General features: G+C 63.6%; 18 protein-coding genes. 9 read left to right on the top strand and 9 right to left on the bottom strand.

Annotated elements, in window-relative coordinates; genetic code table 11:
* Nucleotides 1-156: 156 nt before the first annotated feature.
* The 9 genes from QMN23_RS04920 (at nucleotide 157) to QMN23_RS04880 (ending at nucleotide 11,616) form a co-directional block, all read left to right on the top strand.
* Entirely contained in the window at nucleotides 157-2,325 is a 2,169-nt protein-coding gene (locus tag QMN23_RS04920) for an ATP-binding protein (protein WP_282002248.1), read from the top strand.
* A gap of 54 nt (nucleotides 2,326-2,379) precedes the next feature.
* The gene (locus QMN23_RS04915) at nucleotides 2,380-4,275 is read left to right on the top strand and encodes a sensor histidine kinase (RefSeq protein ID WP_282002246.1); all 1,896 of its coding nucleotides are present in this window, start codon (nucleotides 2,380-2,382) and stop codon (nucleotides 4,273-4,275) included.
* Entirely contained in the window at nucleotides 4,254-4,703 is a 450-nt protein-coding gene (locus tag QMN23_RS04910) for a response regulator (protein WP_282002245.1), read from the top strand. Before QMN23_RS04915 ends, QMN23_RS04910 begins: the two co-directional genes overlap by 22 nt.
* A gap of 2 nt (nucleotides 4,704-4,705) precedes the next feature.
* Nucleotides 4,706-6,409 carry a putative bifunctional diguanylate cyclase/phosphodiesterase gene (locus QMN23_RS04905; RefSeq protein WP_282002243.1) on the top strand — a complete coding sequence of 568 codons (1,704 nt, stop codon included), beginning with the start codon at nucleotides 4,706-4,708 and terminating at the stop codon, nucleotides 6,407-6,409.
* Nucleotides 6,410-6,596: 187 nt separating this feature from the next.
* Nucleotides 6,597-7,193 carry a TetR/AcrR family transcriptional regulator gene (locus tag QMN23_RS04900; protein WP_282002242.1) on the top strand — a complete coding sequence of 199 codons (597 nt, stop codon included), beginning with the start codon at nucleotides 6,597-6,599 and terminating at the stop codon, nucleotides 7,191-7,193.
* A gap of 73 nt (nucleotides 7,194-7,266) precedes the next feature.
* Nucleotides 7,267-8,526 (top strand): TolC family protein, encoded by a 1,260-nt coding sequence (locus tag QMN23_RS04895; protein ID WP_282002240.1) that lies wholly within the window; start codon nucleotides 7,267-7,269, stop codon nucleotides 8,524-8,526.
* Nucleotides 8,527-8,550: 24 nt separating this feature from the next.
* Nucleotides 8,551-9,720: an efflux RND transporter periplasmic adaptor subunit gene (locus tag QMN23_RS04890; protein ID WP_282002238.1), complete on the top strand. Its 1,170-nt coding sequence runs from the start codon at nucleotides 8,551-8,553 to the stop codon at nucleotides 9,718-9,720.
* On the top strand, nucleotides 9,717-10,916 hold the full coding sequence (locus QMN23_RS04885; RefSeq protein ID WP_282002237.1) for an ABC transporter permease: 1,200 nt from the start codon (nucleotides 9,717-9,719) through the stop codon (nucleotides 10,914-10,916). The genes QMN23_RS04890 and QMN23_RS04885 overlap by 4 nt, the downstream gene beginning before the upstream one ends.
* A 4-nt stretch (nucleotides 10,917-10,920) precedes the next feature.
* Nucleotides 10,921-11,616: an ABC transporter ATP-binding protein gene (locus tag QMN23_RS04880; protein ID WP_282003815.1), complete on the top strand. Its 696-nt coding sequence runs from the start codon at nucleotides 10,921-10,923 to the stop codon at nucleotides 11,614-11,616.
* 19 nt (nucleotides 11,617-11,635) lie between these two features.
* Here the strand turns inward: QMN23_RS04880 and QMN23_RS04875 are convergent, their stop codons facing one another.
* The 9 genes from QMN23_RS04875 to QMN23_RS04835 form a co-directional block, all read right to left on the bottom strand.
* A complete protein-coding gene (locus tag QMN23_RS04875) occupies nucleotides 11,636-14,155 on the bottom strand; it encodes a putative bifunctional diguanylate cyclase/phosphodiesterase (protein ID WP_282002235.1) in 2,520 nt (839 codons plus the stop codon).
* Between the two features lie 223 nt (nucleotides 14,156-14,378).
* The gene (locus tag QMN23_RS04870) at nucleotides 14,379-15,155 is read right to left on the bottom strand and encodes an inositol monophosphatase family protein (protein WP_282002234.1); all 777 of its coding nucleotides are present in this window, start codon (nucleotides 15,153-15,155) and stop codon (nucleotides 14,379-14,381) included.
* A 125-nt stretch (nucleotides 15,156-15,280) separates the two neighbouring features.
* The gene (locus tag QMN23_RS04865; RefSeq protein WP_282002232.1) at nucleotides 15,281-16,027 is read right to left on the bottom strand and encodes a sensor histidine kinase; all 747 of its coding nucleotides are present in this window, start codon (nucleotides 16,025-16,027) and stop codon (nucleotides 15,281-15,283) included.
* Nucleotides 16,028-16,253: 226 nt separating this feature from the next.
* Nucleotides 16,254-17,717 carry an ammonium transporter gene (locus QMN23_RS04860; RefSeq protein ID WP_282002231.1) on the bottom strand — a complete coding sequence of 488 codons (1,464 nt, stop codon included), beginning with the start codon at nucleotides 17,715-17,717 and terminating at the stop codon, nucleotides 16,254-16,256.
* A gap of 89 nt (nucleotides 17,718-17,806) precedes the next feature.
* Entirely contained in the window at nucleotides 17,807-18,145 is a 339-nt protein-coding gene (locus tag QMN23_RS04855; protein WP_282002230.1) for a P-II family nitrogen regulator, read from the bottom strand.
* Nucleotides 18,146-18,366: 221 nt separating this feature from the next.
* Nucleotides 18,367-20,085 (bottom strand): ammonium transporter, encoded by a 1,719-nt coding sequence (locus tag QMN23_RS04850; RefSeq protein WP_282002229.1) that lies wholly within the window; start codon nucleotides 20,083-20,085, stop codon nucleotides 18,367-18,369.
* 568 nt (nucleotides 20,086-20,653) lie between these two features.
* Nucleotides 20,654-21,802 carry a Na+/H+ antiporter NhaA gene (locus QMN23_RS04845; RefSeq protein ID WP_282002228.1) on the bottom strand — a complete coding sequence of 383 codons (1,149 nt, stop codon included), beginning with the start codon at nucleotides 21,800-21,802 and terminating at the stop codon, nucleotides 20,654-20,656.
* A gap of 40 nt (nucleotides 21,803-21,842) precedes the next feature.
* Complete coding sequence (gene nifV, locus QMN23_RS04840; protein WP_282002227.1) at nucleotides 21,843-22,982, bottom strand: homocitrate synthase; 1,140 nt, start codon at nucleotides 22,980-22,982, stop codon at nucleotides 21,843-21,845.
* A 274-nt stretch (nucleotides 22,983-23,256) separates the two neighbouring features.
* The gene (locus QMN23_RS04835) at nucleotides 23,257-23,949 is read right to left on the bottom strand and encodes a type 1 glutamine amidotransferase (RefSeq protein ID WP_282002226.1); all 693 of its coding nucleotides are present in this window, start codon (nucleotides 23,947-23,949) and stop codon (nucleotides 23,257-23,259) included.
* Nucleotides 23,950-24,068 lie beyond the last annotated feature (119 nt).

Raw genomic sequence — 24,068 nt, 5'->3', positions numbered from 1 at the left:
CCGATAAGAACCTTAATATTGATTCGCTAATCACCGCCGGAGGAATCGCGGCGCAGTCCCCCCCCGGTCTGCCGGGCCGGACGAGCCTGAACTCAGGGAATACCGCCCCCACTCGCCCGCCAGGGGCGCCCGGGTCAACCGCGAAAGAGCATTGCCGTGAACCTGCTGAAACGACTATCGATTCGCGCTCACCTGCTGATCCTCGTGGCGGTTGCCCTGCTGCCGTCATTCGCCATCATCGCCTATTCGGGGATCGAGCGGCGCAACGACAGTATCGAGGATGCTCTGCGCCGGTGCGCGGAACTCACTTTCGAGCTCGGGTCCTACCAGGAACGGGTGGTTTTCGAGGTGCGGCAGCTGTTGACCACTCTCTCCGACCTCGGCGAAGTCCGCCGTCATGATACGGCGGCCTGCAACCGGCTCTTCGCCCGGATCCTGACGCAAAATCCCCAGTTCATCAACCTGCATGCGGCCACAACCGATGGTCGGCTCTTCGCCTCCGGCGCCCCGCTCCCCGGCCGGATCACCATCAGGGACCGGCGCTATTTCCAGGAGGCAATCAGGACCGGCACCTTCGCGGCCGGGGAATTCATCATCGGCCGGACCGTCAACAAGCCGATGCTCAACTTCGCCATCCCGGTCCGGGACGATCACGACACTATCACCGCCACGGTTCAGGCCGGCTTCGATCTGGCATTCTACGACCGGCTCTTTGCCAATGCCACGCTCCCCCCCGGGGCGGTCCTGGTCGTTTCCGACCACCGGGGAATCATCCTCTACCAGAGCGGCGACGCCGAACTGCTCCCCGGCAACCCCGAAAGCCCGGCAATTCTTCGGCTGATGGCCGGCCCCGCCGCCTCGGGCGTATGCCGGTTCACCTCTCCGGCCGGCCAGCCGGCAATTCTCGCCTACCGGAAGCTGAGCCTCACACCCGGCGCCCCCCCCTACCTGCAGATCCGGATCGCCATCCCCGAAGAACAGATAGTCAGCGAAGCGCAAAGCATAACCCTCCGCGACCTGCTCATGCTGTTCACCGCCGCGGGACTGACTGCTTTACTGGCCGTCTTCTACGGCAAGGTCACCATTTCCGGCCCCGTCGACCAGCTGATGGCCGCGGTACAGCGCCTCGGCGCCGGCAAACTGTCGACCCGGACCGGCATCGACGGCCGCGAGGGGGACATCGGCAAGCTGGCCGAAGCCTTCGACACCATGGCCATCGCCCTGCACCAGCGGGAAGAGGACCTGCAGGAGGCCAACCGGCAGGCATTCGAGGAAAAGGCCAAGACCGAGGCGATTATTGCCGGGATCGGCGAGGGGATCAGCATCCAGTCACCCGACTACCGCATTCTCTTCCAGAACGAGGTCCACCGGGAAATGATGGGCGACCATCTCGGCGAATTCTGCTACCAGGCCTACGAGCGCCGGCCGGCAGTCTGTCAGGTCTGTCCGGTGCAGATGGCTTTTGCCGACGGTGCGATCCATACCGTAGAGAAGCGGGTGGACCTGAACGGCGAAGACCTCTACGTGATGATTACCGCCTCGCCGATTTTCGACGACGCCGGCAACGCCTTTGCCGCCACCGAGGTGGTCAAGGACATCACCGCCCGGAAGCGGATAGAGCTGGAACTGGCCGACAAGAACCGCCGGCTGACCGAATCGAACCGCGAGCTGCAGCAGTTCGCCTACGTCGCCTCCCATGACCTCCAGGAGCCGCTCCGGACGATCACCAGTTTCATCCAGCTGTTGGCCCGCCGTTACCAGGGGAAGCTGGACCAGGATGCCGACGACTTCATCGGCTTCATCACCGACGGCGCCGCCCGGATGCAGCAGCTGATCAACGACCTGCTGCTCTACTCGCGGGTCGAAACCAAGGGCAAACCGTTCGCGCCGACCGATCTCAACGAAGTACTGGCGGCAGTCCGGGCGAACCTCCGGCTGGCGATCGCCGAGAACGACGCCGTCATCACCGCCGCCCCGCTGCCGGTGGTCACCGGCGACAAGGGACAACTCATCCAGCTGTTCCAGAATCTGCTCGCCAACAGCATCCGTTTCCACAGCGAGCGGCAACCGGCTATCGAGATTGCCGCCACACCGGACGACGGCTGGTGGCGGATCGAGGTGCGGGACAACGGCATCGGCATCGATCCCCGCTTCAGCGAGCGGATTTTTGAAATCTTCCAGCGCCTCCATGGTCGTGACGACTACCCCGGTACCGGCATCGGCCTGGCCATCTGCCGGAAGATCGTCGAACGGCACGGCGGCACGATCCGGGTGGAATCCGCCGAGGGAAACGGTGCCACCTTCATTTTCACGCTCCCGGCCTGACCGACGGCCGGGAGTGATCGTTCACCCCCCCCCGCGGGTGACCCAGGGAAAGACATGAACCAGCCCCCGCCAATCTCCGGAGCACGCGACAGATTCGCCGGTCGCGTCATCGCGCTGCTCTGCTGCGTCGTGCTGCTCGCCGTCGGCCGCGCCACCGCGGCCGACCAGCCTCCCGAGCTCCGGTCGCGGGTACTGATCCTCGATTCCTACCACACCTATTACACTTGGTCGGACAACGAGCTCCGCGGCATCAGGGATACCATGCGGCAGCGCTACCCGAAGTTCGAACCGCTCCTCCAGTACCTGGACTGCAAGTATTTCGCGGATATGAAACACTTCCCGATCATGCGGGACCTGATGCGTCACAAGTATCGGGATACCGCCATCCCGCTGGTGATCGCCATGGACAACCCGGCGCTGGAATTTGCCCTTCACTACCGCCAAGAAATCTTCCCCGCCGCGCCGATCGTCTTCTGCGGCATCAACGGCTACACGCCTGTCATGCTCGCCGGCCAGCACAACATCACCGGCGTTGCCGAGCTCCTCGACGCCCGCAACACCGTCGCCACCATGCTTCACCTCCACCCCGGAACCCGGGAGATTCTCATCATCCACGACTATACGAGCACCGGCCTCGCCACCCGCCGGGAAACCGAGGCCCAATTGGCCGGCCTGGCTGGCCGGGTGCGGATCCGCTACATGGAAAACCTGGGCACGGCCGACCTGCTGACGAGACTTCGCCGGCTGGAGCCGGGCACCCTGGTGCTCGCCCTCTCCTACAGCCGTGACCGGGACGGACGAGTCTTCGACCACACCGAGATCGCGCGGCTGCTCAGCGACAACTCGCCGGTGCCGGTCTACGGCACCCACGAAGAGCGGCTCGGCCACGGCATCGTCGGCGGCAGCCTGCTCGGCGGCTACGGCCACGGCGCCCACGCCGCCCGCCTTGCCCTGCAGATCCTCGATGGCGCCTCGCCCTCGATCATCCCGGTCGAATCGGCGGACTCCGCCCGCTTCATGTTCGATTACCGGCAACTGATGCGCTTCAACATCCCTCTCGACGAACTGCCGGCCGGCAGCATCGTCATCAACCGGCCAGGGTCCTTCTACCGCCAGTACCGGGGACTGGTCTGGAGCGCCGTCACTGCCTTCACCGGCCTGACCCTGATCATCGGCCTGCTCACCGTAATCCTGTTCCAGAAGCGCCAGGCCGCCCGGGCCATCGCCGAAAAGGCCGCCGAACTGGAGCGGGCCTACGGCGAGCTGCGCGAATTCAACTCGCTCACCTACCACGAGCTCCAGGAACCACTCCGCCAGGTGGCCGGTTTCGTCCAGCTGCTGGCCCGCCGCTACGGCGACCGGCTCGACGCCGACGCCCACGACTTCATCGGCTATGCCGTCAGCGGCGTCAAGCGGCTGAAACGGCTGTTCGCCGATTTTCTCGCCTACACCACCCTGAGCCAGAGCGAACTCGCCGTCGGACCGGTCGCCGGCGACGGCCTGCTCGCCACCGCCCGGAGCGTGCTGCAGGAGACGGAGAGCGCCACCGGCGCGGTAGTGACCAGCGAGCCGCTGCCCGAGGTCCAGGGGGACCGGTCGATGCTGACCGAACTGTTTGTCCATCTGTTGCACAACGCCCTCACCCACCGCCGGGATGAACCGCCCCGCATCCATCTCTCCGCCGCCACCGCCGGCAGCCAGGTCCACATTTCGATGCGCGACAACGGCATCGGCATCCCGGCCGAGTATCACGAAACGGTCTTCAAGATCTTCAAGCAGCTCAATTCCCGCCCCGACGTGGCCGGCACGGGAATCGGCCTGGCAATCTGCCGCAAGGTGGTCGAGCGCCACGGCGGCCAAATCTGGCTCGAATCGGCCCCCGATCTGGGGACAACCTTCCATTTCACCTTGCCCGGAGGAGCGACACCATGGACACAGCCGAAGGCATGAACCCCATCGAGATTCTGTTGGTCGAGGACAACCCGGGCGACATCCGCCTGACCGTCGAAGTCCTCAAAGATGCCAAGGTCTGCAATTGCCTCTCGGTGGCCACCGATGGCATCGAGGCGCTGCAGTTCCTTCGTCGCGAGGGAAAGTACGGAGAAGCCCCCCGGCCCGACCTGATCCTGCTCGACCTGAACCTGCCGCGACGGGACGGCCGCGAACTGCTTGCCGACATCAAGGACGACCCGGAGCTCAGGAGTATCCCGGTAGTGGTGCTGACCACCTCCCATGCCGAGCAGGACATTCTGAAGAGCTACGAGCTGCACGCCAACTGCTATATCACCAAGCCGGTGGACCTCGACCAGTTCGCCCGGGTGGTCCAGTCGATCGAAGAATTCTGGTTCTCGATCGTCAAGCTGCCGAAAAAGGATTGATCATGAATCTCCCCCCCCTTGCCGTGCTGTTGATCGAGGACAACCCGGCCGATGCCCGGTTGGTCAGCGAGTACTTCGCCGAGGGGAGCGATCCCTCGTGCCTGGTCACCCACGCCTCGACCTTCGCCGAAGCGGTCAGCTTCCTGGAGGGGCACCAGTACGACGTTATCCTCCTCGATCTCTCTCTCCCCGACAGCCACGGTCTGGAAACCCTGCACCGGATGCACGCCTACGCACCGCAGATGCCGATCATCGTCTTCACCGGCCTCGACGACGATGAGCTGGCGCTGTCCGCCATGCGCCACGGTGCCCAGGACTACCTGCTCAAGGGGAAATTCGACCTGAACCTCCTGATCCGCGCCATCCGCTACACCATGGAGCGGAAACGGGCCGAGGCGGAGATCAAGCAGCTCGCCTACTACGACACCCTGACCGGCCTCCCCAACCGGACACTGCTGATGGACCGGCTCCGGCAGGCGCTGGTCCAGGCGGAGCGTGAACAGCGGCATGCCGCCGTCTTTTTCCTCGATCTCGACCGCTTCAAGAGCATCAACGACTCCCTCGGCCACAGTTTCGGCGACCAGCTGCTGCAGATTGTCGCCCGGCGGCTCAAGGAGTGCATCCGGAGCAGCGACACCGTGTCACGGCTCGGCGGTGACGAATTCATCGTCGTGCTCAACACACTCCATTCGCTGGAGGACGCGGTGCGGATCGCCCGCAAGATTATCGACGCGGTGTCGGTGCCGATCACCATCGAGGGGCACGAACTCTTCTCGACGGTCAGCATTGGCATCTCGCTCTTCCCCGCCGACGGCGCCGGCGAGGAGAGTCTGCTGAAGAGTGCCGATCTGGCCATGTACCGGGCCAAGGAACGGGGGCGCAACACCTACCAGTTCTTTTCCCAGGAGATGAACCAGCGGGCGCTGGCCCGCCAGCAACTGGAAACCCAGCTCCGCCGCGCCCTGCAGCACGACGAGTTCGCCCTCCACTACCAGCCGCTGATCGACATGCGGAGCAATCGGCTCATCGGCATGGAAGCACTGCTCCGCTGGCAACATCCCGAGCGGGGGATGGTCGGCCCCGACGAGTTCATCCCGCTCGCCGAAGAAACCGGGTTGATCATCCCGATCGGCGAGTGGGTCCTCCGCACCGCCTGCGCCCAGACCAAGACCTGGCAGGACGAAGGGTACCGGTTGCGGGTCGGCGTCAACATCTCCGCCCGCCAGTTCAAACAGCCCGACTTCGTCGCCAGCGTGGCGACGATCCTCGCCGAAACCGGACTCCCCCCCGCCACCCTCGAGCTGGAACTGACCGAGACCGCCTTGGTGGAGAACATTGCCGAAACCATCACCACCCTCAACCGCCTCAAAGGGATGGGGATCAACCTGGCAATTGACGATTTCGGCACCGGCTATTCTTCGCTCAGCTACCTGAAGCATTTCCCGATCGACCGGCTGAAGATCGACCGGACCTTCATCAGCGAGATCAGCACCAACAGCGACGATGCGGTGATCGCCGAAACGATCATCGCCATGGCCCACAGTCTGCGCAAGAGTGTCGTGGCCGAGGGTGTCGAGCACCAGCGCCAGCTCGATTTTCTCTCCCTCAAAGAGTGCGACGAAGTGCAGGGCTTTTACCTGAGCAAACCGCTGCCCCCCGAAACCTTTACCCATTTCCTCAGACAGCAGAGTCCCGATCGGGATTGACCTCGTCGCCAGCGCGCAAGTTTACCCATTGACAAGCGGTCCCCTCGTCGCTATTATGTGAATAAACATTCGCATAACTGGTTACCCCAACCCTTCGTCGCGACAAACCTCTCTCTTCTTTCTTGCACCCACAGCAAGGAGAGGATCGCCAAAGAAGGTGTTCGGAGGCTTCGCGCAAGGGAGCGTCATGATTACCAAGAAAAACACCCGGATTCGCAAGGAAGAGATCATCCAGGCGACCTTCGCCGTGATCGGCAGCCGGGGAATGCATGGGCTGACCATCGCCGCCATCGCTGAAGAGGCTGGGATGAGCGAGGCGAATATTTACCGGCACTTCGGCGGCAAAACCGACATCCTCCTTGCCTTGGCCGAGTTCATCGGCTCGGCGGTGATGGGAAAGGCGGCAGCCATTGCTGCCGGCAGCCGCAAGCCGCTGGAAAAGCTGGAAACCATCTTTTTTTCCCATGTGGAGCTGATTGCCGAAATGCCAGGCATTCCCCGCTTCGTCTTCTCCGAAGATGTCCAACGGGGCGAGCCGCAACTTGCCGAGGCAATCGCCTTCCGGATCGGTGCCTACGTAGAAACGCTGGCCGGGATCATCGCCGCCGGAATTGTCGAGGAGGAGTTGCGGCGAAGCCTGCAGCCGCGGGAAACCGCCGTCACCCTCCTTGGGATGATCCAGATGACCGCCCTGCGCTGGTCCATCGGCAAGGCAAGCTTCGACATGAAAGATGAGGCGACCCGGCTCTGGAGCAATTTCCTCCGCCTGGTCACCGACCGCTGACGCCGGGCTTTTTTTTCAGCTCAATGTGAATATATATTCGCATAACAGCAACCACACAAAGGAAGATACGTCCATGAAGAGAATGCTGCTTCTCCTGGCTTTCGTGTTGCTGGCCGCCCCGCCGCTGCCGGCTGCGGAATCGCTGACCCTGGCGGAAGCGCTGGCGACGGCCCGAGTCAATCAGCCGCAACTTGCCGGCGCCCGGGAAGCGGTCGCCGGCGCCGAGGCACGAACCGGCCAGTCGTTGGCGGCCTACTATCCCCATCTCGACCTGACCGCCGACTGGAGCAAGGGGCGAACCTACCTCACCCCCCTTCAGGCAATCCGGGAAACCGAGCTTTACAGCAGCGCCGTCAACCTCCACCAGACGCTCTACGACTTCGGTCGCACTGCCGGGACGGTGGCAACGGCCCGGGAGGAAGCCACCGCGGCCCGGGAAGGGTTGGCTGCCACCGGCCAGGAGGTCGACCTCCGGGTCAAGGCGGCTTTCTACCTGCTGCTGGCCGCGGAAAAGCAGCTGGCGGTCCTCGATGAGACCGTCCGGGCGCGCCGGGAGCTGTACCGCCAGGCAGCGGGTTTCTACGCCGAGGGGCTGCGCCCCAAACTTGATGAGACCAGAGCGGAAGCCGATCTCTTTAGCGCCGAATCCGACCGGATTCGGGCGGAAAACAACCGGAGCCTGGCGCGGGTGGAACTGGCGACGGCAATGGGACTGACCGACCCCATTGAGCGACCGCTGACGGAGCCGGGCGGCAACGACACCCCACCGGCAGCGCTCGCCGCGCTCAAGCAGCAGGCCCTGGCGGCTCGACCGGAACTGAAACAGCTCCTGGCCCGCCACCGCGCCGCCCAGGGCAGCGTCGCAACCGCCCGGAGCGGCCATCTGCCGATCCTGACCGCCACTGCCAGCAGTGGCTACGCCGCCCGGGATTTCCCTCCCGACGGCGCCATCTGGAGTGTCGGCGTCAACGTTACCGTTCCGCTGTTCAGTGGCTTCAGCACCGTCGAGCGGGTCAGGGAAGCAGTCGCCGCGCGCCGGGCGACGGAGGCGCAACTGCACGATCTGCAGCTGCGGATCTCCGGTGAAGTAGAGGCCGCTTGGCTGGCAGTCCGGGAGGCCCGGGCCCGGCTGGTCTCTACCGGCAAGGAGCGGGAAGCGGCCCGGGAGAGCTTGCAACTGGCCACCGGGCGCTACCGGGAAGGGGTCGGGACGATCATCGAGATGACCGATGCCCAGGCCCGGGCGCTGGCAGCGGAGACCGCCGTCGTGCAGGCGGGGTACGACTGCCGGATCGCCGAGGCCCGTCTCGACCGGGCGGTCGGCAACGAATAACAGGCTAACCCTGCGAGGAAAAACATGAAACTGACAACCATCCTGCCGAAGCGAAAAAACTATCTCCTCTGGCCGTTGCTGGCACTGGCCGGCGTCGTCCTGCTCAAGGCAACGCTGTTCGCCCCGCCCCGGGTGAAAACGGTCGCGGTGAGCCGCGGCGACCTGGTGGCCCAGGTCTACGGCAACGGCACCGTGGAGGCCAAAGTGGTGGTCGGGGTATCGAGTACCATTACCGGCCGGATCGTCGCGCTGTACGCCGACCAGGGGGACCGGGTCCGACGCGGCCAGTTGCTGGCCAGGCTGGAGCCGGATGACTACAGCTCCCAAGTCCGCCAGGCCGAAGCGACGCTACACAAGACCGAAGCCGACGAACAGCTGGAAGCGGCCACCCTGCGCAAGGCCCGGACGACCCTGGAGCAGGCCGAGCGGGATGCCCGCCGCTACCGGGCGCTGGCGGACAAGAATCTGGTCTCCCGCCAGGAGGCCGAGCAGTATGAAACCGCCCGCCGGCTCGCCCACGACGAGGTTGCCCGCTGCGAAGCGGCGGTGACGGCAGCCCGGATGGAAGGCGCCGCCGGCCACGCCGCCTGGAAGACCGCCCGGGCCCGGCTCGCCGACACCCTGATCTACGCCCCCCAGGACGGGCTGATCGTCTCCCGCGACCTGGAAAAGGGGGCGGTGGTCACGCCCGGCGAACAGATCTTCACCATGACCGATCCCCGCACCGTCTGGGTCAAGGCAAACGTCGACGAGACCCAGCTGGCTGGCATCGCCCCGGGCAACCCGGCAGCCATCACCCTCCGCTCGGCGCCCGACTCCCCGTTCGCCGGCCAGGTGGCCCGGCTGGCCCGGGAGAGCGACCGGGTGACGGAAGAGCTGGAAGTGGATGTGGCCTTCACGCCGCCACGCCAGGAATTCCGGCTCGGCGAACAGGCCGACGTGCTGATTACCGTCGGCCGGCGCAGCGGCGTGGCGACCCTGCCGGCCGCTGCCCTGGCTGCCCGCGGGACGGCACGCGGGGTCTGGACCGTCGCTGCCGGCCGGCTGCGCTTCCAGCCGGTGCGGGTCGGCATCGAAGACCGGCGCGGGCTGGTCGAGGTTGCCGGCCTCACGGGTCGTGAACGGATCGCCCTGCCGCCGCCGGGGAAAAGCACTACGTTCAGCGACGGCATGAAGGTACGGGTGGCCCGATGAACCTGGCACTCCGCGACATACGCTACCACCGGGGGCGCTTCATCCAGACCTGTCTCGGCCTGGGGCTGCTGCTGGCGGTGGTGATCAGCATGGCCGGCATCTACCGGGGACTGGTGGCCGACGCCCTGGCGATCCTCGAAGCGACCGGCGCCGACCTCTGGGTGGTCCAGCAGGGGACCAGCGGCCCCTTTGCCGCCACGTCGCGGATTCCGGAAGACCTCAAGTACCGGATTCGCGCCGTCCCCGGCATCGCCCAGGCCTCGCCGCTGTCGTTCCAGAACATTCAGCTGGAGCGTGACGGCAAACCGTACCGTTTCTTCCTGGTCGGCTACGAACCGGGGGGGCTCGGCGGCCCGCCGGCGCTCGTCGCCGGCCGGGGAATCCGCCAGAAGCACTACGAGCTGGTAGCCGACCGGGGGATGAAGCTGCCGCTCGGCGCCCGGCTCACCCTGGCCGGCGACCGCTATACGGTGGTCGGGCTCACCGCCCGGATGGTCTCCTCCGGCGGCGACCCGGTGGCCTACGTCACCCTGGCCGACGCCCAGAAGATCCAGTTCAAGGAAGACAACGACGCCATCCGCAACAATCGAGCGCGGATCGCCGCCCGGGTCGGCGAACAGCTGCCATCGCCGGCCCAGGCAGCGGCCACCAGCCGGATCGCCAGCGAGTTGCTCGGTTCCACCCACATCGTCAACACGGTGGTCGCGCGGCTCGCCCCCGGCGCCAGCCTGGCCGAGGTGCAGCAGCGGATCGACCGCTGGAATCACCTTCGCCCGCTGAGCAACGCCGAGCAGGAGTCCATTCTCACCGAGGGGATGATCAAGAAGGCGAAGATGCAGCTCGGCCTGTTCCGGATCCTGCTGCTGATCATCTCCGGGGTCATCATCTCGCTGATCATCTACACCATGACCCTCGACAAGATCCGCCCGATCGCCACCCTGAAGCTAATCGGCGCCCAGAACCGGGTGATCGTCGGCTTGATTCTCCAGCAATCGCTGCTGATGGGGCTGATCGCCTACGGCATCGGCTACGGGATCATCTCCCTGACCTACGAGAAGTTTCCCCGGCGGGTGGTGCTGGTCAACAGCGACCTGCGCGTGTTGTTCGTCATCGTGATGGTCATCTGTGTCGCGGCAAGCGTGGTCGGCATCCGCAAGGCGCTCCGGGTGGAAGCGGCCGATGCCCTGGGAGGATAACGGGATGTATGCGGTGGAAGTGGAAAACCTGACTAAGATTTACGGTAGCGGCGAACGGGCGGTCACCGCCCTGACCGGGGCCTCGTTCCGGGTGAAGCCGGGGGAACTGGTGGCGGTACTCGGCCCCTCCGGCTCGGGGAAGACCACCCTCTTGACCTCCGTCGGCCTGGTGACCGAGCCGACCCGCGGCCGGGTGACCATCGACGGCCTTACCGTGGCGGATGACGGCTGGCTGCCGGGACTCGACCTGAAACGAATCCGCCGGGAACGACTCGGTTTCATCTTTCAGGCCCACAACCTGATCCCGTTCCTGACCGCCCTGGAGAACGTCACCGTTGCCCTGACCATCAACGGCATCGGCGCGAAAGAGGCAAAACAGCGGGGAATGGAACTTCTGGAGAGCCTCGGCCTGGCCCACCGGCACGACAACTACCCGGCCAACCTCTCCGGCGGCGAATCGCAACGGGTGGCAATCGCCCGGGCGCTGGCCAACCAGCCGAAAGTGATCCTGGCCGACGAGCCGACGGCAGCCCTCGATACGGAAAACGGCAAGAACGTGATGGCGCTGCTGAAGAAACTGGCGGTGGGCAACCGGTCGGCGATCATGGTGGTGACCCACGATCACCGGATGGTGGAAGGATTCGACCGGGTCATCGCCGTGCGGGACGGCACCCTGGTCGATGGCGCCGACGGCAGCTGAGACGCGCCACCGGAAGTGGCTAGGCCGAGGCGCCCGCCTGCCGACGCTCGGCCACCGGCTCGGCCGTCACCCGGACCAGCCGCTGCTCGATCTCCTGCGGCGACATCGGTCGACCGAAGTAATACCCCTGGACCTCGTCGCACCCGCGGGCCCGGAGGAATTCCAGCTCTTCCGCCCGCTCGACCCCCTCGGCCAGCACCCGCCGGCCAAGGCTGTGAGCCATGCCGATGATCGCCTCGACGATGGCGCAATCGTCCAGGTCGGTGGAGATGTCGCGGATGAAGGAGCGATCGACTTTCAGCCGGTCGATCGGGAAATGTTTCAGGTAGCTGAGCGACGAGTAGCCGGTGCCGAAGTCGTCGATCGCCAGGTGGATCCCGCGGACCTTCAGGTCGATGAGGGTCATGATCGTCTCGTTGGCCCCTTCCATCAGGGTGCTCTCGGTCAGCTCCAGTTCGAGTGATGACGGGTCGAGGCCGGTTTCTTCAAGCACTTCGTCGACCATCTCGATAAAGCCGGGCTGGTTGAACTGGTGTCCCGAGACGTTGACCGCCACCCGGATCGACGAGTACCCCTCCTCATGCCAGGCATGGCATTGGTTGCAGGCGGTACGCAGCACCCATTCGCCGAGCCGGCGGATCAGCCCCATCTCTTCCGCCACCGGGATAAAGCGGGCCGGCGAGATCAGCCCCTCCTCCGGATGCCGCCAGCGGAGCAGTGCCTCGACCCCAAACAGCCGACCGCTCCGCAGATCGATCTGCGGCTGGTAATCGACATAGAATTCGTCGTTGGCCATCGCCCGACGGAGACTGTCCTCCAGGCTGCGCCGTTCCAGCGCCTTCCGGTTCATCTGCTCGGAGAAGAAACTGAAGGCATTTCGCCCCCGCTCCTTGGCGGCATACAGGGCCATGTCGGCATGGCGGAGCAGCGTGTCGCCGTCCGCACCGTCACCGGGATAGACGGCGATCCCGATGCTGGTGGAGATGAAGACCTCCTTGCCGTCGATCTCGAACGGCGCCCCCATGATATCGAGAACCATCTGGGCCACCACGCTGGCGCTCCGCTCTTCCCGCACCGAACTGAGGATGATCACGAACTCGTCGCCGCCGACCCGGGCCAGGGTGTCGGTCTGCCGGACACTCCCCTTCAGCCGTTCGGCAACCGCGGCCAGCAACTGGTCACCATTGCTGTGCCCCATCGTATCGTTGACATCCTTGAAGCGGTCCAGGTCGAGAAACAGGATGGCAACCATCGCTTCGTCGCGGTGGGCATGGGCCAACGCCTGCCCCAGCCGGTCCTGAAAAAGTGCCCGGTTCGGAAGACCGGTCAGTTGGTCAGAATAGGCCAGATCGCGGATCTCCGCCTCCACCCGTTTGCGTTCCCGCATATCGTGGGCCAGGCAGACCACCCCCTGCACTTCCCCCCAGCTGTTGCGCATCACCGCCCCGGAAAGGGCGACCGGGATCAGGTCTCCCTCCTGGCTCCGGTAGCAGATTTCCCGGTCAGCGAGTTGCTCCCGCTCGATCATTTCGGCAAGGAGTTCGCAGCCGAGCGCTTCTTCCGCCACAATGGCGCTGAAACACTGGCCAACCAGCTGGGCCTCGTGGTAGCCGAGCAATGTGCAGATGGCCGGATTGACGCTGCTGACAATCCCCTCGGGAGAGATCACCGCCAGGGCGTCGGCCATGGAACGGATGACGTTATCGAGGTAGCCGTTGGCCGTGACGATCTCGTCCTTGGTTGACTGCAGTTCGCCGACCATCCAGTTGAATGCGGAGGAAAGCCGGCCGAACTCATTGTCGGCACTGACGGCCAGGCGGGTATCGAGCACTCCGCGGCCCACCTGCTCGAAGCCGCGATGCAGCGCCGACAAAGGCCGAATGATGTACAGTGTGACGACGATGCCGCCGACCAGCGCCAGGCTTAGCGCTACCGCCGCCGCACCGATGCTGAGCACCAGCGAATTGGCGATCGTTCCCCGCACCTGCTCCCGGCTGGCGGCAAGCAGTTGCTCCTCGGTGCCGATTGCCCGATCAACCGTCGCCAGAAACGCCTTTTCGTCCCTTTCGAAGCGCTCTTTCAGTGCCAGGACGGCGGGTCCGCGTTGCCCGCTGCCAATCAGCCGGGCCAAATCGGTACTGGTGGCCACCAGACGATCGCCGGCAACGTCGAGGTCCGCCAGCAGCACCCGTTCGGTGGGCGAACAGCGATCTGCCAGGGAAACGAGGCGGGCTATCGCGGCGCGATACCCGTCAACTCCGGCCAGCCGCAGGCGATTTTCCAGGTCGAGCTGAGAGTCCTGGAGTCTGGAGGCGCCGCCCTGGTTAGCGATGAAACCGATTTCAATGGTCGAGGAAACAATCCGCAAGCCGGCAAAGCGGGCTTCTTCGAGCCCCTTGACCACCGGCATCACGTTCTCGGCCAGCGCCGTAAATTCGCCACTCACCTGCCGGGCCGCCCGAACGCCGAAAAAACCGGCGGTTGCCGTTAGCAGAGCAAGGACAAAACAACCTGCTGTCAAGGTACTCCGAATTCTCATTCCCAACCATGGTCCTTTCCCGACATCCGACAGAGGCTGCGGACCGCCCACGTCGCCCTTTTACTTATCGGCAGCTCCGGGAAAAACTTTGCCGATTAGTGACGACATCAAGTTTACGTCGGGGAAACGGGAATTTTGCAGAATGGAGTATGCTTCGCTTCGGGGCAAGGAGGCAGGGAGAGTGGTGAAAATCGCGCCGAATGGGGATAGATTCCCCCGCTAATCAGCGGTGCTGGAGGAGGGCCACCATCTCACCGTGCACCTGAGGGGTAGCGGCAAGAATCCGGTGATCATATATGGAGTAGGGGGCGCCGGCGTGGTTGGTGACTACGCCGCCGGCTTCGCGCACCAGCAGCTGGCCGGCGGCCACATCCCAGGGCTTCAGTTTCAGCTCCCAGTAGCCGTCGAGACGGCCGGCCGCCACATAGGCGAGGTCAAGAGCAGCGGAACCTGCCCGGCGAACCGCCCGGGCGGCAAATTGAAAGGTGAAGAAGTTGGCAAAATTATTTTCGTTGTCCGGCGTCCGGTCGTAGGGAAAGCCGGTCGCCACCAGGCACTGCTTGAGCGGCTGTCGCCCGGACACCCGCAGCCGACGGCCGTTGAGGAAAGCCCCCTCCCCCCGCACCGCCGTGAACAGTTCGTCGAGCACCGGTTGATAGACCACCCCCAGCCGTACCTCGCCGTCGATCTCCAGAGCGATGGAGACACAGAACCAGGGAAAACCGTGGGCGTAATTGGTGGTGCCGTCCAGCGGATCGATGACCCACCGGTAACGGGAGCAGCCGATTTCCCGGGTCCCTTCCTCGGCCAGCAGGTCGTGGTCGGGGAACGCCCGGCGGATCGTGGCGACAATCAGCTCCTCGCACGCCTGATCGACCTCGGTCACCAGGTCGACCTCACCTTTGTAGCGGATATCGTGTTCGCGCCACAAGCTCCGCCGCTGGAGCTCACCGGCGCCGTGCGCCGCCTCGATCGCCGTTTCGAGCATCTGTCGTTCCATCGTCGCTCCTCATGCCTGGTTCGGGATAGCCCAGCTTAGCACAGCAGGGGCCGGGAACGACAAAAAAAACCGCCCGGCGGGTAAGCGGAGCGGTTCTTCAAACGACAGCGTACGGCATGGCCGGGTTATTCGGCGACGGGAAAAGTCAGAGTGAAGGTGGTCCCCTCGCCGACAGCGCTCTGGACGGCAATGGTGCCGCCGATCGCATCGAGGAGCCGCTTCGTCACGTAGAGGCCGAGCCCGGTCCCTTCGCCCGGTCCCTTGGTGGTGAAGAAAGGTGTGAAGAGGTGCTCGACGATCTCGGCCGGGATTCCCATTCCGGTATCGGTGATCTGTACCATCACCGTGCTTTCGGGCCCCCGGGACGACCGCAGAAAAAGCTTGCCGCTATGCCCCATCGCCTGGATGGCGTTCATTACCAGGTTGATAAATATCTGCTTGATCCGGTTCGCCTCCGCAGCGATGTACGGCAGCCGGAAATCGAGATCTTCGAGGATGGCGATTGATCGCTTCTGTGCCTCGTAACGAAGAAAGGCCAGCACTTCCCGCATCACCTGGTTGACATCGGTCTCTTCACCGCCCCCCCCCTCGCGACGGGTAAAGGTGAGTACCCCCTTGGTCAACTCGGCAAGGCGGTTCGCTTCCAGATTGATCCGGTCGACCATCTCCCGGACAAAGTCGGAAAGGCCTTCTTCACGAAGAATCATCTGGGTGGCGGAGACAATGACCGACAGCGGCGTATTGAGCTCATGGACAACTCCGGCCGCCATTTTGCCCAACTCCGCCATCTTTTCGTTGAAGGCGAGAAGTTCGAGCATCTCTTCTTCGTCGGCAGTCTTTCCGGGAAGAACTTTTGCGAGTCCGTTTACCATGGATGCCTGAGCCTCGAACAGAATAGCTAATGGGTGCCTCTTTCCTATAGGCACGAGCCATGCCAGAAATAAATAGCGTCATTTCATACAGTTGCAGCACGAGCCTTTTCTAGACACCCTCAATCTGCCTAATCTGCATGCAGTCATTGCCCGAATATCAGGCAAAAAAAATGCCGCCCGAATCGGGCGGCTATCGCAACAGGCAACAAGCGGAACGGAAACCCGCCTAGTTGTAAGCGGACTCCGAATGCTGGGTCTGGTCGAGGCCCATGATCTCGTCTTCCTTTTCCACCCGCAGACCGATGGTCTTGTCGAGGACAAAGGAGATGGCCAGGGTAACGATGAATGCATAGGCGGCAGCGGCGACAACCGCAATCACCTGGGTAACGAACTGCTGGAAGTTGCCGGACAAGAGCCCGGTGGCGCCGACCGTGGCAAAGATACCGGTGGCCAGGGCGCCGAACGTCCCGCCGATACCATGGACGCCGAAGGCATCGAGGGAGTCGTCGTATTTGAGCTTGGCTTTCATCAGCACGCCCAGGTAGCAGACGACGCCGGCAGCCAGCCCCATGATGATCGCCGCGCCCGGTTGGACAAAGCCGGCGGCCGGGGTGATGACGACCAGACCGGCGACAATCCCTGAACCGAAGCCGAGGGCCGAAGGCTTGCCGGCATGAATCCATTCGGCAACCATCCAGGAAAGGCCGGCAGCGGCCGGAGCGATAGTGGTAGTGGCAAAGGCCAGGCCGGCCAGACCGCCCGCCGCATCCGAACAGTTCACCCCGACGATCGCCGAGCCGGCGTTGAAGCCGAACCAGCCGAACCAGAGCATGCCGACGCCGAGCATGGTCAGCGGCAGACTGTGGGGCGCCATCCGCTCCTGGGGAAAGCCGTGCCGTTTGCCGAGAAAGGTAATGAACGCCAGCGCCGAAATACCGGAGGAGAGATGGACGACGGTCCCGCCGGCGAAATCGAGCGCCCCCTTCTTGAAGAGCCAGCCGTCAGCCATCCAGACCCAGTGGGCCAGCGGATCGTAAACGAGGGTGGTCCAGAGCAGCACGAAGACGCAATAGGCGGAAAACTTGACCCGCTCTGCCAGGGCACCGGAGATCAGCGCCACGGTGATCATCGCGAACATGCACTGATACATGGCGAAAACGTACTCGGGAATGGCCCCCGGCGCGGTCGGGACGTTCTGGAACAGGGCGTAGACGGGATTGCCGTCCTTGAAACTGATCAGCCCGTTCAAAAGCGCCTTGCTGAGACCGCCGACAAATCCCAGCCCCCCCAGGTCGGAACTGAAGGCAAGCGAGTAGCCGACGACCGCCCACTGGACACCGACGATCCCCATGGCGACAAAGGAGTGCATGATCGTCGACAGGACGTTCTTTTGCCGGACCATGCCGCCGTAGAAAAAGGCCAGGCCCGGAATCATGAACAGGACGAGCGCGCTGGAAACCAGCATCCAGGCGGTATCGCCGGTATTGAGTACCGGTTCGACATTCTTCGCTGCGGCTTCGGGGGCCGCCGCGGCAGGTGCCGCAACCGGGGCTGGTGCAGCAGCCGGAGCGGGTGTTTGGACGGAAACGGTGGCCGGAGCGGCCGAGGTGGCGTTCTCTTCAGCGAGAACCGTGAGGGGTGTTACCAGCAACATCAGCGCAACAAGCAGCTTGATACATCTTTGTATCATCGTTCGGAACCTCCATTTTCTAGATTTTGGGCATTGTCGGGGGAAGCGGCCAACACTGGCTGCGCTTCACCCCGGTAAACCAACTGGCATTAAATGGCTTCGTCGCCCTTCTCCCCGGTTCTGATCCGAACCGCCTCATCGAGCGAAAGGATGAAGATCTTGCCGTCGCCGATGCGACCGGTCTTGGCCGTGTTTTCGATCGTTTCGACCACCTTGGCCACCAGTTCGTCGGCTACCGCAATTTCAATCTTCACCTTGGGGATGAAATCGACGACGTATTCGGCACCGCGATACAACTCCGTATGGCCCTTTTGCCGGCCAAAGCCTTTCACTTCACTGACCGTTATCCCTTCAATACCGATTTCGTTGAGGGCATCCTTCACTTCATCCAACTTGAACGGTTTGATAATGGCTTCGATAAGCTTCATTGCTTGCCTCCAATCTTTTCTGTAGGGTAGTGCATCCCCTGCTTGACGTTTAGCACAGGGCATGCCGAAAATTTTACTTGAATATTCGCGGTATTGCTTGGCCACGGGACAAATTCACCCCGTATCATGCCTATTAATTCCGCACCCGGCGCAAAAAAACGGCAGCTAGGCCGGGTACGCAACCGCCGCCGGATTTGCCGACGGCGGTTGCTGTCCGAACGCTATTTATCGTTTTCCGATTTGTGCGGATAGTAGCCACCACCCAGGGGGAGGTGACGGAGATTGAAGTCAGGGTAGGCGCTGACCGCCACCTCGGCCTGGTCGAGCCCTTCCAGTTCCAGATCCTTCGGCACCCGGAGTCCAACCACCTTGTCGAGGATCTTGAAGAAGACCCAGGAGATGATGAAGACATAGACAATGTTGGTCAGGGTACCGATGCACTGGGCGATGAACTGGCCGGAATCGCCGTAGAACAGGCCGGTCACCGGACCCTTGACGCCGTTCCAGCCGTCACCGTACTTGCCGTCGGCAAAGAGGCCGAGGGCCAGAACACCCCAGGCGCCGTTGACACCGTGGACCGAAATGGCGCCGACCGGATCGTCGATTTTCATTACCCGCTCGAAGAAGAAGACGCTGACGGTGCAGAGGACACCGGCAATCGCCCCGATCAGCACGGCTGCGGGAGCGGTTACGAATGCACAGGGAGCGGTGATACCGACCAGACCGGCCAGCAGGCCGTTGGCGCTCATCGAGATGTCCGGCTTGCCGTAGCGCATCCACATGAAGACCCAGGAAGAAACCGCGCCGCCGGCACCGGCCAGCATGGTGTTGGTAGCAATGACGCCGATCCGCAGATCGGTGCCGGAGAGGGTGGAACCGGCGTTGAAGCCGAACCAGCCGAAGGCGAGGATGAAGCAGCCGGCTACCGCCATTGGAATGTGATGACCGGGGATCGGGTTCGGTGAGCCGTCCTTGTTGAACTTGCCGATCCGCGGACCGATGACCATCGCGCCGGCCAGGGCGCAGACCCCACCGGTCATATGAACGACCGAGGAACCGGCGAAATCGACATGGCCATGGCCGAGGCCGAACATGTTGCCGAGTTGGGAGAGCCAGCCGCCGCCCCAGACCCAGTTGGCATAGAGCGGATAGATGACGCCGGAAACGAAGAAGCCGTAGATGAAGAACGACTTCATGTTCCACCGTTCGGCCATCGAGCCGGTCGGAATGGTGGCAGTAGTATCCATGAAAACCATCTGGAAGAGGAACAGGGTAAAGATCGCCGCGTCGTAGGTATCGCCGGTGAGGAAGAACCCTTTCATGCCGAACAGGCCGAAATCCTTGCCGAACAGGTGCAGGACGAACTCGCTGTTCAGGGTCTTGGCGCCGCCGAGGGCGGCAACCCCGCCGACCCCGCCCATCTGGAGGGCAAAGCCGCAAATCCAGTAGCCGAGGAGGCCGAGACCGTAAACCATGAAGTTCATCGCCATGGTGTGGCCGGCGTTCTTGGCGCGGGTGAAGCCGGTTTCCGCCATGGCGAAACCGGCCTGCATGAACATGACCAGGAAGCCGCAGACCAGCGTCCAGACCATGTTGATCGAAATTCGGTTATGACCGGCGACATCGGCAACTTTGGCAGCCAGAGGCTCGGTCTTGGCTCCCTTGTCCAGATCTTCCTGGCTCGGGGCATTGGCCGAGGCACCGACCGCGTCGCTGGCAACGCCGGTATTGGCGCCGGACGGATCGGCCACTATCTCAGGAGCGGGAGCGGCCGGGGCAGCAGCCGCAGGCGCGGCAGCCTCAGGGGCGGCCGGAGCCGTTGCCGCAGGGGCAGCTTCAGGCGCGGTCGCCTTGTCCTCGGCAAAAGCCGGGAGGGCGAGTGCCAGCGCCACCAGACAGACGCACAGCATGTTGGTCCATTTCAGATACAGTTCTTTCACGTTATACTCCTTTCTACGTTGATCGGCGAGTGGGCTCCGTAGCCCTAATCTCATCGTATTACCTGCTAACTCGGGATCCCTGCGCCCAGCTCGTGAACGCGGGTGAAATTCATCTCTGCTCCGGGAAAACGGTTAGGGCCATCCGGCCGCTGCAGCAACGAACGTCAATGCATGGGTGATACTCTTTGTCGCATTCTTCATAAACAGCCAGCCTTCTTCACGGTTGTAGCCTGCAACCAGCCACACCAACCTGTTCCTGTGCCCCTCCCCCCCTTTCCCGCAAAATAAAAAAGCGCCGCCATCGGATGATGGCGGCGCCGTTGCCGTGTCTCATTCAGTAAAATTTTTTCCAACCAGGCACACCCTTGTGCCATTCGGTTTGCCTTTTTTTAGCAGGAAATATGCCAGCGATCCGGATATTTCAAATAATCAATGGTTCCCGATAATTATAAAAAGAATGCCGCCGCGGCCGGGGCAAAAAAACAGGGGAGGCGCCGGTAACGCCTCCCCTGCTGACTAAATATTATGCACCAGCGACGGGCATTTGGTCATTTACTCATGCGAACCTCTACGATGCCCGCCCGACGCGGAGCGCCCGCCCGGCAACCAGAGCGACCAGCGCGACGCTGGCACTGAGCATGGCCCCCATCTTGGCCGCCCCCTGGATCGCCGGATCGAGGAACGCCTCGCCGGAGACGAACAGCGCGACGGTAAAGCCGAAGCCGCCGATGATCCCGGCGACGAACAGCTCCTTTTTCCGCATCCCGTGCGGCAACGGAAAGCCGAACCGCTCCGCCGCGCTCCCCAAGAGAAAGATCCCGCCGCACTTGCCGAGGAGCAGCGCCAAAAAGACGATCCAGGTAACGGTGCCGACCGAGGAGAATTCGACCCCGGCGTTGGCCAGGCCGAACATGAACATCCCGAAGTCGACGATCACCTTCCAGTCCTGCTCGAAACGGGCGATGGTCGACCGGTCGTGCTCGTCCTCCTCGAACAGGTGCAGCCGCTCCTTCCTCGCATGGGGGAGGAACGGGATAATGAAGACCAGCGCCAGTGCCGGGTGGAGATGGGCATTGTACAGACCGGCCCAGCTCATCCCGCCGCCGACGAGCAGGTAGGGCCAATAGGATTTGACCCGGGCGCTCCGGAGCAGATAGGCGACCGCCATCCCGCCGACGGTCAGGAGCAGCCAGGCGGGAGCCACCGGAAAGTTGGGATTCGGATAGAAGATGGCGATAATCGCCAGGCCGATGCCGTCGTCGGCCACCGCCAGGAGCAGCAGGAATGAGATCGCCGGATGGTCCTTGCCGAAAACCAGCCGGGCCACCAGCCAGGCGAAGGCGATATCGGTGGCGGTCGGAATCCCCCACCCTCGACGCAGTTCGGCGGAGCCGATCACGTGGTTCAGCAGCAGGAAGACCAGCGCCGGGCCGACTACCCCGCCGAGGGTAGCCAGCAGAGGATTCAGCGCCTTGCGGGGAGGGTTGAGGTCCCCCCCCGGCAGGCAGCTCTGGGTGATCTCCACGGCAGCGATGGCAAAGAAGAAGACCATGAAGATATCGTTGGCGAGGAAATGGAAACTGACGCCGCCGAACAACGGCGTGTGCAGAAAATGATCGTAACCGGCCGGATCCCGGTTGGCCCACCAGAGAGCCAGCACTACGCCGGCAATGAGCGGCACCGAAAATTCACGGAGGAGGTTGAGCCGTTTTTTCACCGTTATGCCTTTCGCAGAAAGAGAATTGGGCAACGCCCGGTCAGGCCGCCCGCAGGCCGCACACCCCCGACCGATAGAGACGGCGCAGATCGCCATCGGAAAGCGGCCGCTTCATCCGCTGGGCAATCACCCGCACCTGCTCCATCAGACAGACCGCCTCGCGCTTGGAGAGGGCAATTCCCAGCTCCCGGTAGCGCTCCACCAGGCCGCTGGTCCCGGAATGCTTGCCAACGACGATGTGCCGCTTCAAACCGACCTCGGCGGGGTCGAACCCTTCGTAGTTGCCCGGGTTTTTCAACACGCCGTCGGCATGGAGCCCCGACTCGTGAGAGAAGACCTTCTCGCCGACCACCGCTTTCCAGGGCGGGACCGGCCGGTGCGATGCCTTGCCGACGAAACGCGATATTTCATGGAAGCGATGGGTGTCGATCCCCGGTTCGATGCCGCAGGCCAGCTTGAGCCCCATCACCACCTCTTCCAGGGCGGCATTGCCGGCCCGCTCGCCGAGCCCGTTCACCGTCGTGTTGACGAAGCGGGCGCCGGCCTTGACCCCGGCAATGGCATTGGCGGTGGCCATGCCGAGATCGTTGTGGGTATGGACCTCGATATCGAGCTCCGGCACCGCCTCCCGGAGCGCCCGGACCTTTTCGTACATGGTGAAGGGGTCGAGGATGCCGAGGGTATCGCAGAACCGAAAGCGGTCCCCCCCCAGCGACCGGGTGATTTCCATCAGTTCGGTCAAAAAGCCCAGATCGGCCCGGCTGGCATCCTCGGCCCCGACCGAGACGTAGAGATCGCGTTCCTTGGCAAAACCGAGGGCCGTGCGGAGCTGTTCCTTCACCCACTCCCGGCTCTTGCGGATCTTGTTGGCGATCATGATATCCGAAACCGACAGGGAGATGTCGACCGCCGTAATGCCGCAATCGATGCTCGCCTGGATATCGGGGATCAGCGCCCGGTTCCAGGTGAGCAGCCGGGCATTCAGCCCCAGGCCGACCAAGGCACGGACCGAGGCCCGTTCATCCTCGCCCATGGCCGGGATGCCGCACTCCAGCTCCTGGACGCCGATAGCATCAAGCATTCGGGCAATGGCGACCTTCTCCGCCCGGCTGAAGACCACGCCGGCGGTCTGCTCGCCGTCCCGCAAAGTCGTATCGTCAATGATAATCTGCCGCTCCATGATGCGCTCCTTTCCCGGAAAGGAAAAGCCCCAAAATACGTGTTGTCGACGTTTTCGGGGCTCCGTTGCCTGAAATCGCTGCCGTCACCGGTTCCCAAGCAGGAACGTGGATGGTTGCAACCAGCAAAGCACAAGCTGTGCCATATTGGCAAAGCACGGCGGAACGGGCCGGCAGCCGGTTTTACGCCGGCTGCTGCCGCCGCAGCTGCCTAGTTTTCAGGCAATACAAGGAAGGGGGTGCCCGGTCGCGGGCAGTGGCCGGGCCGGTTGCCGCTCAGTGCAGGCCGGCAATGCCGAGAAAATTGGCAAGCAACCGCTCGGCGGCGGCCCGGTAATCCGCCTCGGCGGCGGCAAAATCGGCCAGCAACCGGGCGACCGACTCGGCCTGTTCGCCATCGGAGCGAGCCCAGCTGGCGACGATCCCGGCATCCACCTCCGGATGGAACTGCAGGCCGTAGGCCGCCGGACCGTAGCGGAAGGCCTGGTGGGAACAGGCGGCGGACGAGGCGAGCAGCACCGCGCCGGTCGGGATGGCAAAGGTATCGTTATGCCACTGGAAAGTGCGGAAAGGGGAAGTAATGCCGGCGAAGAGCCGGTCGGCCAGCCCCGCCGGAGTCAGTTCCACCGGAAACGGCCCGTGTTCGCCGTGGCTGCCGGAAGTAACCGGCGCGCCAAGCTGGTCGGCCAGCAACTGACCGCCGAGACAGATGCCGAGGAACGGCCGGGCAGCCGCCACCTGCTGCCGGATACACTCCTTGACGGCACCGAGAAACGGGAAGGCGGCGGTATCCCCCACCCCCATCGCCCCGCCGAGCATGATCAGTGCTGCCGTCTCGTCGACCGTCGGCAGCGCTTCGCCGGCATAGGCCCGTACCAGCCGGAACGGCACGCCCGTGGCGACCAGGTAATCGGCAAAGGCCCCGACCGGGACTTCCGGATCGTTTTGCACGATAACAAGCATCCCCATACTCTCACCCTCCCGTTAATGCTCAAAGTTTAAGCAAATTATCCCATCGGGACGCATCGCCACGGAGGGATGCATGGAGCGGGCCGACGGCTGGCACTGTCACCGGTATCGGCTATACT

The sequence above is a fragment of the Geotalea uraniireducens genome, assembly GCF_027943965.1.
GTDB lineage: Bacteria > Desulfobacterota > Desulfuromonadia > Geobacterales > Geobacteraceae > Geobacter > Geobacter uraniireducens.
The sequence above is the reverse complement of the archived record's forward strand: the minus strand, read 5'-3'. Positions and strand labels throughout refer to the sequence as shown.